We start from the raw sequence: 15,074 nt of genomic DNA on the forward strand, positions 1-15,074 counted from the left end.
GTTTTCCTCAATACCCCCTACCTACCGATCTAAAAACGGCAGCACAAAGACAATCGGCGGCTTCTGAGCCAGGGTAATACGCCCTTCTACCGCCACCCCCGGCACGATGGTGTTGGGCGGCATCGCCTGCACCATAGGGGCTAGGTGAGCCAACACCTCAAGTCCGCCAGCGTAAGGGTCTTCACCCCGGCGCGCCTGACTCACAGTGAGAGCGCTGGGCTCAACCACTTCGGCTACCTTGGCAGCGATGCCCGGCTCGTTATAGACCACCAAGGTTTCGGGCATGAGCACTACGGGCATGCCTGCCTGTAGCTGTCCTCGATACTGGTTGTCGAAAATCAGTAGGGCCACCAGCTGCGGTGAATCGTCGGATTGCACCAGCAGCCCTCTGCCGTGGGTGGTGACGGGCACCCGCCCAACGATGCTCCAGAGCAAACCCAGAGCCAGCAGTACGCCGAGGGTGCCGAGGGGGAGCCAGGTCTTGAGCGTCACCAACTTCATCAGTTCATCCAGCCGTTCAGGGGACGACAGCCGCTCTAGAGATTCTTGCCGAAACAGGTTCTCTCGCTCAGCCACGATGGTTTACCCCCAGTTGAGCCAGCATCCAGCCAAACTTTTTAGCCCCTTCAGACACCTGTTGTAGGTCGGCCATATCCAGTTCGGCATCATCTATTGCCGGACCGGGTGTCATACCGGGTACAGTGGGCTCGACCAGGCACATGCTCACAGTCTGCAGCTGCGCCATGAGCTGTATAGCGATCACCCGGTAAAAGCGGGAGGCAAAACTGTCATCGACCTGAAGCTTGGTGGCCAGGGTTTGGCGCGGCACAGCAAAGACCAGGCATTCTGTGAGCGATCGCACTGTCACCGGCAAGGGTTGATAGTCTAAAAAAGCCATCATCCCCGGCATGCTGCCTTGGGAAAAGGTAGCAAAGGCAGGCTGATCGCCAGCACTATTCGTCAAGCCCAAAAAGCACAGAGCCAATGGGTTGACGCTGGTTGAAGGGGCCGACACCGCCATCTGCCCATCCAGCAAAATATATAGCGCCTCTACCGGGCGGGCCGCCCGCAAAAGCACCCGGCCCGCCGGCACAGTCTCAACTTGACCGAAGGCGGTGAGCCAGTCGATGTCGCTGTCGCGCAGTTCACTAAATACGGTCAATACGTCGTTGTCCGATTGCTTGCCCCAGAACCGGATGCGATCGGGGTGTTCAAGAGTACGGCGCAGGCGATCGGAGAGCAAAAGGGCGATCGCATGGTAAAAATGAGCGGCAAAGGCAATATCTTCCGCGAGCTTTGCCGTGACCTGGGCAATGGGCAGCGACAGAATCAGCGTAGGCTTGAGCGCCTTTACCGCCGTTCTGCTAGGGACATCGAGCAGGGGGTTAACACCCACCATATTGCCCTGGCTCAGTTCGTCGATCAGTACGGCTTCGTCTACAGTCGCACCTGGGATGGCAAAACTTTCGCCCACGGTGCCGTCAATGATTAAAGCAATGCGATCGCCAGCGATAGAAGAATGCAGTAGGTTTTGGCCTGCCGCTAGAGTTTGGCGATCGCCGCAGGCAATCATCCAATCTAAATCAGCATTACTTAAGACGCGCAGCAGTGTGTCTGTCATTAAGCCTATAAGCGCAGCATCCTTATCCTAAAAGCCCTTCATAAATAAAGCGTTCATTTGCAAAAATAAAAGATTTTATCCAACAGACCCGCATAGACTTTAGCCTTTTTGATCTCAAGGATACATTTTGGCTGAAATCGTCTAAGCTTTTTGCGAACAGAATTGAAAAATAGAAAAATGTACGATCCGACTGGTCAGAGAGTTAAGCACTTCAGCGCAATACCTGATCTACAAAGCTTTTCAGCAGAGCCTAAGGAATGCTGCAGTCAATGCCTGATTTTTTCAAGCAGACAAACAGTGAGGCCGCTCTTAAGGTAGAGATGTAACCCGATTAAGAGGGCTTCCAAATGATTGAAGATACTGTAAAAGCTGCTACAGAAGATGATTCTTTGTCTGATGAGCAACTCAAAGAAGTATCGGGCGGCGTTGATTTCGATCGGCTCCGTGAGGAAAATCTAGATAAAGACGCATCCCGCCTAGACGAAATTCGCCGCGAAAATCTAGAGAAAGACTAGAGCAGACATCTACATGAAACTCACTTCCCACGAGTTAGTTTCTGTAGATACTCGACTCAAAAAAGCCTTTGCTTTGGCTAGCAAAGGCTTTTTACTGCTATTTTAAGTAAAATGAACCAAACTCGCGTTTCAAAAACAAAGTTTTTGCCTCTAGGAAAACTATAGGTTCCAAGCTGCAATTGGCAGAAAGGCAAGCACAGGGCTATTTGTATGAACAATAGATATTCATTTGTTGGCGGTATCCAAGGGGCCTGGCGAGTGACAGAGGTGCGGCCTGTGATTGGGCTTGGACTAGATACTGTGGAACGATTAGATATCGTCAATAATGCCCTGACAGAGATACCAACAGACAGTGCATGGGTACTGCAAAGCTTTGTCAGTAATGTGCGCTACGCTAACCGCGATGAAATTACCATGCTGCGAGCGTTGCAGCCCGGTTTAAATCGCTCAGAGGCGGTGGTGGCGGTGTTGATTCCGATCAAAAAAAATGCTCAGTGGTGGGAACTGGCCCAGGATGAGCGGCGTGCTATTTTTGAAGAGCAATCGCACCATACCGCCGTAGGGATGGAGTATTTGCCCGAGGTGGCACGACAGTTGCACCACTGCCGTGATTTAGGCGAGCCCTTTGACTTTCTCACCTGGTTTGAGTTTGCCCCAGAGCATACCCAGGCGTTTGCAGATCTGCTACGGCGTATGCGGGCCAGCAAAGAGTGGGACTATGTAGAACGCGAGGTCGAGGTGTGGCTCTATAGAGCGCCAGAAGAGGGTTTGTAAGGTTGTTTATATTAGATAAAGTCTTGACTGTTACTTGTGATGTCGTTTAATGAGGTAGCCATTGCGGCTCTCCTCTGCCGTAGAGAATTGCAATGGCTGGCAACCATCCGTCAGCTTGTATCCAACGCAAGACGTAGCATTCTGGATGATCTAAGGTAAGCTCAGCGAGACGATTAAAGAGCATCACTGGCGACCTCGTGGTAGCGGTGCTGGTATCGATGTAAGGCGGGAAGCCATCGGCCCTAGCCAGAGCCGCTAAAATAGCTATCATCACAATTGCCACCAGCCTATGGTGTTGGGTTCGTTCGCTAGATCTGTAGTGTTCTCAGAAGCGAAACTCCGCTTTTGGATTTTGATTTAGTTTACGTTCAGATTTCTCGACAATTTTTACCTGGCGATGATAACCATTCATATTCCTAATGTGGGCTAGTTATGTCGGATCAAGATATTTCTAGTAAGGGAATAATTGGAGATTCTTCCGAGTTGAAAGACTCTACCGATGGTTGGCAAAAGGCTCAGCAGGTACTGCGGGTTTTATCGGATTTGAACTATAGCTCAGGGGAGTTGTCAGCTTATCTTCAGCAAATCGCAGCGGGGGTTAGCGCTTTGCTCGATCTAGACTGGTCTGTGGTGACGATCTGCCACAATGACGAAGAGCGCTTGGTCGCCAGCAGTTTGCCCATCCTGGGCGGTAACAATATTTATTCGCTGCACGGAACCCTCACTGAAACTGTGGTTAAGTCGGGTTCTACGCTAGTTGTAGAAAATGCCTATGAGCATCCAGAACTAGGCGAGCCTCCCGAAGGTTATATTTCATACCTTGGGGTGCCCATGATCACCTCTACTGGAGAAATATTGGGCACCGTTTGCTCATTTATGACCGCTCCTCGGCGCTTTTCTGCCCCTGAAGTGCGTACTGCAGAGCTATTTGCCGAGAGAGCTATATCGGCAATTGAAAACTATCGACTCTTTCAGCAAGTGCAACATCTAAATGAGAACTTAGAGGCCGCAGTTGCCCAGCGGACGGAAGAATTGCACTTAGCTCAGTCCCGCTTAATTGAGAAAGAGCGATTGGCGGCAATTGGTGAATTCGCGACCATGATCGTCCACGAAATTCGCAACCCGGTGACAACCATTTTGATGGCGCTGCAAGCGATTAAGTCGAGTTTGACGGGCGATCGCGATCAGCGTCGAGTCGAGCTAGCGCTGGAAGAAACCGACCGATTACACAATTTAGCAAAAGAGATTTTGCTGCACAGTAAGCCACAGGTTTTTAACACCGCTCGGCTGGAGATTAACAGCTTTATCGAGGCGCTACAAGAGCGGCTACAAGACCTTCCCGATGGTGTAAATCGGCAACTGGTGTTAGAACCGGCTCCAGAACCGCTGACGGTTTTAGGCGATAAAGACAAACTTAAGCAGGTGATGATTAACCTGGTGCGCAATGCTTTTGAAACGATCGCCCCCGGAGAGACCGTCACCTGTCGCGTTCTAAAGGTTTCTCCTGAGCAGGTTGGCATTCAGGTTCACAACGGTGGGGAGCCTATTTCTGCTGACCTTTTGCGGCAGCTAAATCAGCCCTTCTGCTCTACCAAAGTGGGTGGTACAGGGTTGGGTTTGGCCATAGTTCGGCGCATTGTTACGGCCCATGGCGGCACGTTTACCCTTGAGTCAACTCTCGCAGCCGGAACGATAGCTACCGTACAACTACCAGTGGTGTCCTAGGCGTCTCAGGTCTTGAAATGAGGCTAGCGCCCTACTCCCGTAGCACGTAGCCCACCCCGCGCACCGTTTGGATCAGGCGCTGTTCTCCTTCGGCTTCGAGCTTCAGACGCAGGTAGCGGATGTACACCTCGATGATGTTCGAGTCGCCCGTGAAGTCGTAGCCCCAAACTTCTTCTAGGATGCGATCGCGGGTCAGCACCTGGCGCGCATTGGTCATTAGGTAGTCGAGCAGGTCAAATTCCTTCGCCGTTAGCTCAATGGCGCGCTGGTTGCGGCTCACCTGATGGCTTTTGCGGTCTAGCACCAGGTCGGCATAGACCAATTGCTCGGCCTCCTGGGGGTGGAGGTGGCGCAGGTGAGCGCGCACCCGAGCCATCAGTTCTTCAATGCTGAAGGGCTTGACCACGTAGTCGTTGGCTCCTGAGTCTAGCCCTTCGACCCGATCGCTGATCTCGTCCTTGGCCGTCAGCAAAATCACCGGCGTGGTCGATCCGGTCTGGCGCAGGCGGCGACACACTTCTACCCCACTCAGCCCCGGCATCATCCAGTCGAGAATGATCAGGTCGGGCCTCTGGTCGCGGGCGGCCATCAGCCCAGAGAGACCGTCGTGGGCCACGCTGACCTCGTAGCCTTCGTAGGTCAGCTCAAGCTGCACAAACTGGGCCAGCTTGACTTCGTCTTCAACCATCAAAATCCGAGCGCCCATGGCGGTTCTCCTAATAGCGGTGCTGTGTATCGGCTCTACATCGGGAGTTAAATGGGCAGGCTGATGGTGAATACGCAGCCCTGACCGGGCTGCGATCGCAGACTCACCTGCCCCGCCATCGCCTCCACCATCGATCTCACCAGGGTCAGCCCCAGCCCGCTGCCGCCGGTGCTGCGAGAGCGGCTCTCATCTACCCGATAAAAGGGGTCAAACACTGCATCCTGGCACTCTACCGGAATGCCCGGCCCCTGGTCGTGCACCTGCACCATGGCCCAACCCTGGCGGGTTAGCAGCTTTACCTGAACGGGCTGGGGGGGAGGCGAGTAGCGCAGGGCGTTGTCAATCAGCTCAACTAGTACGCTGCGCAGCTTGGGGCGATCGGCCTTTACCATCGGCGCGGGCGATTGGGCATCGAGCACAATCCGAGAGGCCGCATCCGCAGTGGGGAGATGGTCGCCCTCCGCCATGGCGATCGCCTCCTTCACCACCTCCTTTAGATCCACCGGTTCGAGTTTGAGCGCCAGCTGGCCATTATCAATACGGGCCAAATCCAGGAGTTCGGTGAGCAAATGCACCGTCCGATTGGTTTCGACCGCTGCAACCTCTAGCCCTTGCCGCTGGGGCGGTGTCAGGTTGCTGCCCCGGCGCAGGGTGCTTTCCAAATAGCCCTGCACGAGCGACAGGGGCGTACGCAGCTCGTGGGAGATGTCGTTGGCAAAGCGCTTTTGCTGCGCCCATGCCTGTGCCAGCCGGGCCAGCATCAGATTGTAGCTGCGGGCCAGTTCTTGCACCTCGGTCGGGGCAGCTCGCAGGTTGAGCTGGTGATCGTTGAGGGTTTCAGCGGTAACCTGGCTGGCCAGGTGGTTGAGTCTGCGAATCGGCCTCAGGGTGCGGCGAATATAAACAGCGCAAGCCGCTGCCAGCAGGGTCACCATCCCCAGACCCGTTAGCCACAGCATTTGAATCAGCTGCTGCAACCCCTGGTACTCAGCTGTGATGTCGTTGGCAATGTGCAGAATGGCATTAGGCAGCCCAGCGATGCGCAGGGGCTCGACACAGATCACAAACAGCCAGGCCTGAATGGGCCTGATTTCAACTCCTTCGTCCAGCTCAATGCGCAATAGATCGGCAGCAACCCCAGAGGTCTGCCACGACCCCATGTTTAAGGTTTCCGACTGGGCCAGCAGGTCGCCCTGGGCTGTCGTTACCCACATTCCCAGGTCGCCCGTGGTGCGATGGTCTATCACCCGATGCAGCGCCTCATCAGCGGGCATTATGGCGTTGTAGTAGCGCACATCTTCGGCAAAGCGATCAGCCACCATCACCACTTGCTGCCGGTAGCTGGCGAGCAAAATCTGCTCTGTGCGCCAGCTCATCCATGTGGTCATGGCGGCAATGGCGACTAGCGAGGCCAACACCATCCCGGCGGTCAGCCTGGTTTGCAGAGAATTAAGATCTGCCCATGGCCTGAAAGGCCATCGCTGGAAAGAATTAATGAGACGGGGCCGGGTGTGCGCCATTCAAAGACAAAGCCAAAACGATCTAATCAAGGAAGCCCCTACCGTTGGAGAGCCACCCCCTGAACTTAACAACCTCGGCTGAGAAATTGCTGATTAAAGGCTAAAAAATTGTCAATCAAGCCAGCTTTGGTGCGAGGGCAAACGCATACTCGCGCTGAGAATATTAAGACTCATTTCTCAAAAGGTGAGTCATGTGTCCTGGCCAGCCCATGTCGCCGTTAATCGCTGGAGCCAGCCACAGTCCTCACAGCAGCCTTTCAAACAATTGGGGTAAAGCTGGGGTAACGAGTTCCCGAAATCGCTAACATCCTTGCTATAACTGTGTTGAACAACCGCCTTCTCAGCGGCAGGTCGTGGGTTCGAATGCCACCAGCCCTGTTTTTACTCCGACTTTTGAATAGAATTTTTGTTCGCAAATGCGGCGTTTTGGTGAAATGTAGTGAAGCTGTATGACCAGCGCTGCGCGTTTTGCAAAGTGCGGGTGGTGGGGTGGAATGGGGTGAATATGGTGGATGGGGCACCTAGTCAACCGTTCTCTGGTTCCGGGATGACCGCTTCGTCAATGGCCTAGGGTGGATGGTGGGCACTGCCCACCCTACGTTTGCTTGTTTAGCTTCCCGCTTGAGCAGATTGAACGAAAATCTCGTTCATGAGGAGGCCGATGCTAGGTGTGTCGCAATTTCTAGCTCACCTCCCCACCCCTGACCTTGTCAATCTCCCTCCAGCCCTACCTTTATGCTTTCCTCATTTAATTTTTTTCTCTGTACTTTGAAGGCAGCTATCTATGTCGTGATAATTCGCATCATGTTACGCTATTTATCTAACTAGGATTTCCTTGATAAATAGTCTCTTGCGCTATGCTTAAAATAAGAAAAGCTACTTCTTTGACATTATTATTTCTTCTTTCGGGATGCCATATCCTCCCATTAACCATCACGCTATCTACCACCAAAACTTCTATTTCCTCAGACATACCTGCCTCGACTATGCCTTGTGTTCAGGCTCAGAGTTCTGAACAATCGGAATTATTGACCAGGGAAAGTATTTACTCACAAGTAGAAACTGCTTTATCGTCTAGTGACTTTGAAAAATTAGAAAGTTATTATAGTCTATACAGACAAAGAACAAGTCGAACACCGAACGGTCGATGGAAACTCCAGCTTTTCTATGACGGACTTTTTCCCGCTGATTACAATCATGAGAAAGATTGGACAAGCTTTGAAGCAAAGTTGTTGCAATGGATCAAAAAATACCCCAAATCGCCTGCTGCACATATTGCATATAGCTCATTTCTCATAAACCGCGCTTGGTATTTTAGAGGAGAAGGATATGCTAATGAGGTTCCTCCAGAAGCATGGGAGCCTTTTTATGAAAATGTTGAATTGGCTAGAGTAAGCCTAGAAGAGAGTAAGGAGTTTGCTAGTAGCGATCCCGAGTGGTATGTCCGAATGCTAACTGTAGCTAGATTGCAAGGCTGGAATCAACCAGAAGTCAATAAGCTTCTAAAGGACGCTGTATCCAAAGAACCCTACTATCAGGAAACTTACCAAACGGCCTTCGAGTATTTGTTGCCTAAGTGGAGTGGCAGTTTTAGCGAGGCCGCTGACTTTGCGGATGATGCAGCCACTATAACCAGTAAGTGCGAAGGAAGAGGGATGTATGCTCGTATTTATTGGAGAGCCATTAACTTGCATCCCGAGTTTGAAGAGAACCCGTTTGGTTCAAAGATAAGTTGGGAGAAAATGAAGGCGGGTTTTGAGGACATCATCGCTCTTTATCCAGATGCGTGGAACATAAATAACTACGCTAGATTTGCTTGCTTAGCCGAAGACAAGGAAACAACAAGAACATTGCTTGCCCGGATAGGCGATAAACCTATATTAGAGGCTTGGCCAGAGCAACCCACTTTTTCTGATTGCCAAAAATGGGTTTCTGAACCATAAATTTCTGTATAGATCACTTAACAAGTTTTTTATGTTGAAGCAAGTAGGGTGGGCACTGCCCACCACGCAACCCTTACTTCCTCACATCCAACCCCTCCATCACAAAATCCGCATCCCCACATCCCCAATCCTCCCCATATATTCACTCCCGCACAAACCGCCGAAAACTCGAAAACTCCCACTCGTGCGGGCACCGCACCAACCCACGCTTTACTGGGTTGTAATGTAAATAATTCAAATGCCCAACCCAATCTGCCTCATCGCGGATTTGGTGCTCCCAAAAACGCCGCTGCCACATATCGCTTTCTCGTCGCCGTTGCCGCGATAAGCAAACATCTTGGGGCAGTGCATTGTTCTCTCGCAGCGATCGCGTTAACAACATCTTCAACCGCCCCCAATATTCGGGCATGGGGATGCAAAGAAAGGAACGGGTTTAGGGTCTCCGCATGGTGGATAGTGGGCAGTGCCCTAGTTGCGGTAGTTAATGGTGGGCAATGCCCACCCTACAGATCTAAAGGTCTTTTTCAGCAGTCAAATTTCGTCGCCTAGATAAAGCTTGACGAAAACTTCAGCCGCTTCAGGGTTCATAGACTTTAGTGCTCTAACAAGCTCAACTACTGTCTCAGCCGATGGATCGCGCTTCTCATTTGCCCATCGGTAGACATTGTTGCGTTCAACATCCAGCACGGCAGCAAGGCTGTACTGGCTGATGTTGTAAGTCTCAAGCACCTGCTTGAGAGCGGCTCCTGCTTTTCCCATGCCCCCATCTTTCCAGAGGATGCAGTTCTCTCTAGCATCTAAAGGGTTGACGCAGTCAGAACTGACGCTATAATCTTGGCATCCAATTTGACGCTACTAATGGAGTCATCTATGTCATCCAACCCCACCGCTCGCTACAGTGCCCGCATCCTCACCCCTGAGTCCTCTGAGCCAGTCCACCTCGAACTCACTCTCAAGCTCCACAGCTACCCCCACCCCGATCGCGAACCCGTCAAAATTCTCGTCATCGGCAGCAAGCGCTCTGTGAGTTCCATCGTCGTTGCCCTCCACCAGCTCGGCTTTGCCGAAATCTTTGAGTGGACAGACTTTCTTAGCGCTCCCAACAGCGATCGCCCCCTGCAATTTCAACCCCACGAGGTGATGAAAGCTTTGGTGAAATACATGCCAAGGGAATAACTCATTTCCGTGGGCCAGGGGTTGTTCGCGCTACCTGTCCTGCTCTCCGCCCAGAATCGCTATAGTTAGTTGGGGTGCTGCGGCAGTTTTGCCTGCTGTTCTACCGGATTCTCTAGAGGTCGCCTACCCTAGCCCCTGCTCCAGGGATGTAGTCGTAATTTAGGGAAACCGTATGAGCTGTCGTCCTATCCTTGAGTAGATTCTGCGATGCGATATTGGTTAGTTTTAGCCCTCACCCTGAGTGTGGTGAGCCTCTCCCCAACTAGCACCCCTGCCCAATCTCCCGCTGCCCCCGCCAGCCCCCAGCCCCAGAGCGAAATAGACCGACTCTTCCTAACGCGAGGCAGAAACATAGCCCGCGCTGCCGCCGAGACCGTCAATGGGGGGTTGGGGAATTACATGGCCGAGCCCGCCATGCATGGCCCCACGGCAAATGCCCCCGTGGTAGTCAACGAGGATGGTTCCCTACGATTTACCTTCAAAGGCTTTCGCCCCGAAGACAGAGATATCAACGGCAACCCCACCTTCTCCTTTGAAACGGAAGTGCTGATAAACCCCGACCGGACCTTTCAAATCCTCTATAACGGTCCCATTCGCCCGGTTAGCCCTTAAACGCTTTGTAGGGGCATTGCATGCGATGCCCCTACGGCGCATGGGGAATGAACTAGGGTTGTCCGATTCAGATTTGGTCTAGTACCCACTCAGGGGAAGCTGTAGGGTGGGCACTGCCCACCATTTGGGAAACTATTTCTCAGAAGTCGGCTTAATACCCGCTCAGCGACCCCCGCTGCTTGGCAGTAGCTTCGGCCCAGCGAAACACGAACAGCCCAATGACAAAATAGACCATCCCGTTTAGCAAAGCCAGACCGTAGGTAGCCCAGTCCAACCCCACGCCTCGGGCCATCAGATCGCGCAATAGGCCAGTACTGGGCAGCATGGGCAACAGGAACCGCAGATACTGCATCAGGCCGGTAGACTCCTCCAGGGGAGCCGCCAGCAAAAACAGCAGCAGGAACTGAAAAATTCCCAAGATTTGCTGCACTCGCTTAAACACCAGCGCCACCGCCCCCAGCAAAAAGGCCAGACCGTACCCAGCCATTAGCAGCGAAGCCAGCGGCAGCAGCAGGATGGGGGGAAAGGCCAGGCGACTGCCCGAGAGCCCCATCAGGAGCAGCAACACGACAACCAAAATGAGCAACCGCAGGGCCAGACTGGCAAAAGCTCTGGCCAAAAATACTCGCGGTGCCCCATAGGGGGAGAGAAAGACCTGCTCCAGGGTGCCGGTTTCGGCTTCGATCTGCAGATTGATAGCAATGTCATTGTTGACGGAAATAATCAGGGTCCACATGGCATAGCCGAGGACCACCGAATCAAGGCGATCGCCAAAGGCAAACCCTGGCCCAGCAATATATTGGGCACTGCTGAACAGACCATAGAAGACAGCCAGGATGATGACGATCCCAGAGATCACCTCCGTGGGGTAGCGGATGAATTGAATCCAGGTGCGCTTGAGTTCGGCGTACAGCAGGTCGATCATAGAGAAGCATCCGGTTGGTCTTTGACCAGTTTGAGAAACACCTGGGTGAGGTCGGCGCGATCGCGCTGCACCGCCACCAGCGGCACAGGGCTCAGCGCCCTCAGCAGCGCATAGAGATTCTCTGAAGTGCCAGCATAGGTAATCTGCGTCCCCTGCACCGTCGCCCCTAGCTGAGTCACCGTGTGGATCTGCTGGGGAGACAGCTCGCCTTCCACCTCCAGGTGATAGGTGGAACTAGAAAATTCTTTTAGTAATGCTTCGGTAGACTGCTCGGCAATGATGCGTCCCCGACGAATGATGGCTACCCGGTCGGAGAGTTCTTCGGCCACATCGAGCTGGTGGGTCGTCAACAGCACGGCTCGACCTTCCTGAGCGATCTGGCGCACCAGGGCTTTGACCATTTCGCTGGCCTCCACGTCCAGCCCCAGGGTGGGTTCATCCAGCAGCAGCAGTTTGGGATTGTGGATCAGGGCGACGGCGATCGCCACCTTTTGCTGCATCCCGCGCGAGAGCTTTTGCACCGGGGTCTGGCGCTTTTCCTCCAGCCCAAACCGAGACAGCAGTTCCAACCCTCGGCGATGGGCCACCTTGCGAGGCACCTGCCGCAGGACGCCGAAATATTCCAAATTTTCTTCCGGTGTCAGACGCCAATACAAATTACGGTTGCCCTCCAGCACTGCCCCAATGTGGCGCAGGGCTCGGGGCTGGCGGTGGGGGTCTTCTCCCACCACGGTAACCAGCCCGTGGGTAGGACGCACCAGGCCCGCAATCATCTTGATGGTGGTGGTCTTGCCGGCACCGTTGGGTCCTAAAAAGGCCAGCACCTCTCCCTGGTGCAGGGTTAAGGAGACGTGCTTCACCGCTTCAAACCGCTGTTTGCCCCGCCCATACACTTTGGAGAGATCGCGGGTATCCAGCACAATGGAGCCCGGTGAGGAATTTTCTGCCCAACCATCGGTTGGACGATGAGCAAGTTGCACGACAGGATTAAGCTCTCAGCGACAGGTAGAGTCTTTACTTATCTTAAAGTTTTTTGCCGATTGGTCGGCGTGGTTTGGGTGCATTTGACTCAGCATGGGCTTGGGATGAATCGCTTGCAGTGCTCACCATACGGACTGGTCAAATTTCGTTGCCAGGCAAGAGACTATCTCTGCCGTCGGATCGCGCTTCTCATTGAGCCAGTGCGGTCGCCTCTTGCCCCTAAAGGCCGATTTTGGGGCCTCGCGTTTCAGTTCTGGTAACCATCCCCGACTACGTTAAGCACCAGATGATCATAGAGACGGGCACAAAAATCCTGTCATATCTCGGCTACACCATCACCCACCCCAGCGGGACCTTGTTTGACCGGAGGATGGGCTATGTGGCTACCGACGGCAACCTGGTGCACGTGTTTGTTACTGGAGTCATCAGCGGATCTTTCTCGGACGAGGCGGCAGTAGAGGCGTTTGAGCCTCATCGAGAGACCATTATTCAAGGGCTACGGCTATGAACGCGTCTAATCGAGCGATCGCCTCCAGGTCTCAGGCGGCTATATTTCTGCCGGTCTGGGTGCTGGCCAACTTGGTGGGCGGCTTTTTTGTCGGCTTTTTAGAAAATAACGGCCCGCAATTTATAGCCACCTTAATTTTGACTGGAGCCATTGTGGGGACGATGCAGTGGTTTGTATTGAGGCCCATGGGCGGCTTTCGCTGGTGGCCCCTGGCCAGTACCTTGGGCTGGATCGTTAGCACCTTGCTGCAATCGCTGATGCAGGGTATTTATAACCCAGTTGCTGATGCCCTCTGGCGCACCTTTGGCCTGTGGGAGGTGTTTTGGCTGCTGGTAGTAACTGGGCCACTGATGATTTGGGGTATGGCGATCGCCCAAATGCTGATCTTGAGCCGCCGCACCGGGCGCAGTGTTTTAGCCCAAGAGAATCGCCAGATATGGGGCTGGCTGGGGGTGAGCCTGCTCGGTAGCGCGGTGAGTGGCGGTGTTAGTGCAGCGGTGTGTGCAGCCCTATGTCAGAGCCTGCCGCAGACGTTGATGGGTTTGGTCCATGGCTCAGGCTTGGCCGCCTATGGCCTGATCACAGGGCTTTGGTTAGTGGGGTCTTATTCTCCCCTGAAGGAGCAGGTATAAAAGGCTGGGGGCACTCCGCTGGCCACTAACATTCTGCCCGATGTGCTGCAAACCCTCGATCGGCTGTGGGTAGATACCAGCGGTGAACGGTTTAGTTTCAGCGTGCAGCACGACACTACCCCTATGCGGTGGCTAATGAAGGCTCTAGCCTAGAGCGTGCGGTAAAAGCTCAGCTCCTCAATGTTGAGGAGCTGGGCTTTTTGAAGTTACTGCCTGAAGGTGACGCCGGGTTTACTCGTCTTCGTCCAGGTAAGTTTCGTCTTCGACCTCGATTTCCACATCTTCCATATCGGCTACCGCACCGCCGATTTCGAGCTTTTCTCTCACCTGAGCTTCGACCTTGGCGGCAAACTCAGCATCCTCTTGCAAGCGCTGAATCGTGTTCTCGCGCCCCTGGCCGATGTTGTCGCCTTCGTAGCTGTACCAGGCTCCTTTGCGAACGATCACGCCGTGCTGCTCCGCTAGGTCAACCAGGCAGCCCATGGTCGAAATACCCTGGCCAAAGAGAATATCGAATTCACCAATCCGGAAGGGTGGAGCCACCTTGTTTTTGGCGACCTTGACTTTAGCCCGAATGCCGTATTCTTCGGTGCCCTTCTTCAGGGTTTGAATGCGGCGAATATCGAGGCGCACCGAGGCGTAGAACTTAAGCGCGTTGCCTCCGGTCGTGACTTCGGGATTGCCGTAGGAGATGCCGATCTTCTGCCGCAGCTGGTTCAGGAAGATGACTGTGCATTGCGACTTGCCAATGCTGCCGGTAATCTTCCGCAGGGCCTGGCTCATCAGTCGGGCCTGAAGGCCTACGTGGGCATCGCCCATTTCGCCTTCAATCTCGGCTCGGGGTACCAGAGCGGCTACGGAGTCAACCACTACAACATCAATAGCCGACGATCGCACCAGCTGATCTACCACCTCAAGCCCCATCTCACCCGTATCGGGTTGAGACACTAGCAGCTCTTCGACATTGACCCCAAGGGCGGCGGCATAGATCGGGTCAAGGGCATGCTCAGCGTCCACAAAGGCCGCGACGCCACCCATTTTTTGCACTTCGGCCAGCACGTGCAGGGCCACGGTGGTTTTACCCGAGCTCTCAGGGCCATAAATTTCAATGACGCGTCCCTTGGGCAGGCCACCACCCAAGGCTAGGTCGAGGGTTAGTGCGCCAGTGGGAATCGTTTCAACCTTCATGCGGGCAGCATCGCCTAGGCGCATGATGGAGCCTTTGCCAAAGTTGCGCTCAATCTGGCCCAGCACCATGGTGAGGGCTTTTTCCTTTTCGGTTTGCTCTTTGCTTCCGCCTTTCTTCGCCGCCATAGTCGCCTCAATGCTTTAGGACAAGACGCCTGAACCCCAGAACAGTTGTCTTCAGAAAATCAGTATAGTACAATTGACCTAAATCGTAATCGGTAGTTATCTAGTTCGTCTAGTTATTTCTG

The 15,074-nt window shown here is 53.6% G+C and carries 18 protein-coding genes; 8 read left to right on the forward strand and 10 right to left on the reverse strand.

The annotated features are described in order from the left end of the window. Nucleotides 1–21 precede the first annotated feature (21 nt). Both H6F75_RS08115 and H6F75_RS08120 read right to left on the reverse strand, forming a co-directional pair. Nucleotides 22–576 (reverse strand): hypothetical protein, encoded by a 555-nt coding sequence (locus tag H6F75_RS08115; RefSeq protein WP_190750970.1) that lies wholly within the window; start codon nt 574–576, stop codon nt 22–24. Then, nucleotides 569–1,621 (reverse strand): cyclic nucleotide-binding domain-containing protein, encoded by a 1,053-nt coding sequence (locus H6F75_RS08120; protein ID WP_190750972.1) that lies wholly within the window; start codon nt 1,619–1,621, stop codon nt 569–571. The genes H6F75_RS08115 and H6F75_RS08120 overlap by 8 nt, the downstream gene beginning before the upstream one ends. A gap of 347 nt (nt 1,622–1,968) precedes the next feature. On the opposite strand from H6F75_RS08120, the gene H6F75_RS08125 reads away from it, so the two are divergent. From H6F75_RS08125 to H6F75_RS08135, 3 genes are all read left to right on the forward strand, one after another. Further along, the gene (locus H6F75_RS08125; RefSeq protein WP_190750974.1) at nt 1,969–2,136 is read left to right on the forward strand and encodes a hypothetical protein; all 168 of its coding nucleotides are present in this window, start codon (nt 1,969–1,971) and stop codon (nt 2,134–2,136) included. Between the two features lie 210 nt (nt 2,137–2,346). Next, nucleotides 2,347–2,910: a chlorite dismutase family protein gene (locus H6F75_RS08130; protein ID WP_190750976.1), complete on the forward strand. Its 564-nt coding sequence runs from the start codon at nt 2,347–2,349 to the stop codon at nt 2,908–2,910. Between the two features lie 483 nt (nt 2,911–3,393). Continuing rightward, nucleotides 3,394–4,635, forward strand: a complete 1,242-nt coding sequence (locus tag H6F75_RS08135; RefSeq protein ID WP_242019804.1) for a GAF domain-containing sensor histidine kinase — start codon at nt 3,394–3,396, stop codon at nt 4,633–4,635. Nucleotides 4,636–4,666: 31 nt separating this feature from the next. On the opposite strand, the gene H6F75_RS08140 is transcribed toward H6F75_RS08135, so the two are convergent. The 3 genes from H6F75_RS08140 to H6F75_RS08150 form a co-directional block, all read right to left on the reverse strand. Continuing rightward, a complete protein-coding gene (locus tag H6F75_RS08140; RefSeq protein WP_190750980.1) occupies nt 4,667–5,341 on the reverse strand; it encodes a response regulator transcription factor in 675 nt (224 codons plus the stop codon). Between the two features lie 47 nt (nt 5,342–5,388). Continuing rightward, the gene (locus H6F75_RS08145; protein ID WP_190750982.1) at nt 5,389–6,762 is read right to left on the reverse strand and encodes an ATP-binding protein; all 1,374 of its coding nucleotides are present in this window, start codon (nt 6,760–6,762) and stop codon (nt 5,389–5,391) included. A 919-nt stretch (nt 6,763–7,681) separates the two neighbouring features. Continuing rightward, complete coding sequence (locus H6F75_RS08150; protein WP_190750984.1) at nt 7,682–7,834, reverse strand: hypothetical protein; 153 nt, start codon at nt 7,832–7,834, stop codon at nt 7,682–7,684. A gap of 13 nt (nt 7,835–7,847) precedes the next feature. On the opposite strand from H6F75_RS08150, the gene H6F75_RS08155 reads away from it, so the two are divergent. Further along, on the forward strand, nt 7,848–8,804 hold the full coding sequence (locus H6F75_RS08155) for a DUF4034 domain-containing protein (RefSeq protein ID WP_190750986.1): 957 nt from the start codon (nt 7,848–7,850) through the stop codon (nt 8,802–8,804). 142 nt (nt 8,805–8,946) lie between these two features. Here the strand turns inward: H6F75_RS08155 and H6F75_RS08160 are convergent, their stop codons facing one another. Together H6F75_RS08160 and H6F75_RS08165 are read right to left on the reverse strand one after the other, a co-directional pair. Continuing rightward, nucleotides 8,947–9,213, reverse strand: a complete 267-nt coding sequence (locus tag H6F75_RS08160; RefSeq protein WP_190750988.1) for a hypothetical protein — start codon at nt 9,211–9,213, stop codon at nt 8,947–8,949. Between the two features lie 122 nt (nt 9,214–9,335). Continuing rightward, a complete protein-coding gene (locus H6F75_RS08165; protein ID WP_190514665.1) occupies nt 9,336–9,563 on the reverse strand; it encodes a helix-turn-helix transcriptional regulator in 228 nt (75 codons plus the stop codon). 111 nt (nt 9,564–9,674) lie between these two features. Between H6F75_RS08165 and H6F75_RS08170 the strand changes: the two genes are divergently transcribed. Together H6F75_RS08170 and H6F75_RS08175 are read left to right on the forward strand one after the other, a co-directional pair. Then, a complete protein-coding gene (locus H6F75_RS08170; RefSeq protein ID WP_190750990.1) occupies nt 9,675–9,980 on the forward strand; it encodes a hypothetical protein in 306 nt (101 codons plus the stop codon). Between the two features lie 207 nt (nt 9,981–10,187). Then, on the forward strand, nt 10,188–10,592 hold the full coding sequence (locus H6F75_RS08175) for a hypothetical protein (RefSeq protein ID WP_190750992.1): 405 nt from the start codon (nt 10,188–10,190) through the stop codon (nt 10,590–10,592). 151 nt (nt 10,593–10,743) lie between these two features. Here the strand turns inward: H6F75_RS08175 and H6F75_RS08180 are convergent, their stop codons facing one another. Then, nucleotides 10,744–11,517, reverse strand: a complete 774-nt coding sequence (locus H6F75_RS08180; protein WP_190750994.1) for an ABC transporter permease — start codon at nt 11,515–11,517, stop codon at nt 10,744–10,746. After that, on the reverse strand, nt 11,514–12,440 hold the full coding sequence (locus tag H6F75_RS08185; protein ID WP_190751092.1) for an ATP-binding cassette domain-containing protein: 927 nt from the start codon (nt 12,438–12,440) through the stop codon (nt 11,514–11,516). Before H6F75_RS08185 ends, H6F75_RS08180 begins: the two co-directional genes overlap by 4 nt. A 290-nt stretch (nt 12,441–12,730) precedes the next feature. On the opposite strand from H6F75_RS08185, the gene H6F75_RS08190 reads away from it, so the two are divergent. Next, on the forward strand, nt 12,731–13,006 hold the full coding sequence (locus tag H6F75_RS08190; RefSeq protein WP_190750996.1) for a hypothetical protein: 276 nt from the start codon (nt 12,731–12,733) through the stop codon (nt 13,004–13,006). Then, the gene (locus tag H6F75_RS08195; RefSeq protein ID WP_190750998.1) at nt 13,003–13,638 is read left to right on the forward strand and encodes a hypothetical protein; all 636 of its coding nucleotides are present in this window, start codon (nt 13,003–13,005) and stop codon (nt 13,636–13,638) included. The genes H6F75_RS08190 and H6F75_RS08195 overlap by 4 nt, the downstream gene beginning before the upstream one ends. A 231-nt stretch (nt 13,639–13,869) precedes the next feature. On the opposite strand, the gene recA is transcribed toward H6F75_RS08195, so the two are convergent. After that, nucleotides 13,870–14,952, reverse strand: coding sequence for a recombinase RecA (gene recA, locus H6F75_RS08200; protein WP_190751000.1), 1,083 nt, complete (start codon nt 14,950–14,952; stop codon nt 13,870–13,872). Nucleotides 14,953–15,074 lie beyond the last annotated feature (122 nt).

Source organism: Nodosilinea sp. FACHB-131, assembly GCF_014695395.1.
Classification (GTDB): domain Bacteria; phylum Cyanobacteriota; class Cyanobacteriia; order Phormidesmidales; family Phormidesmidaceae; genus Nodosilinea.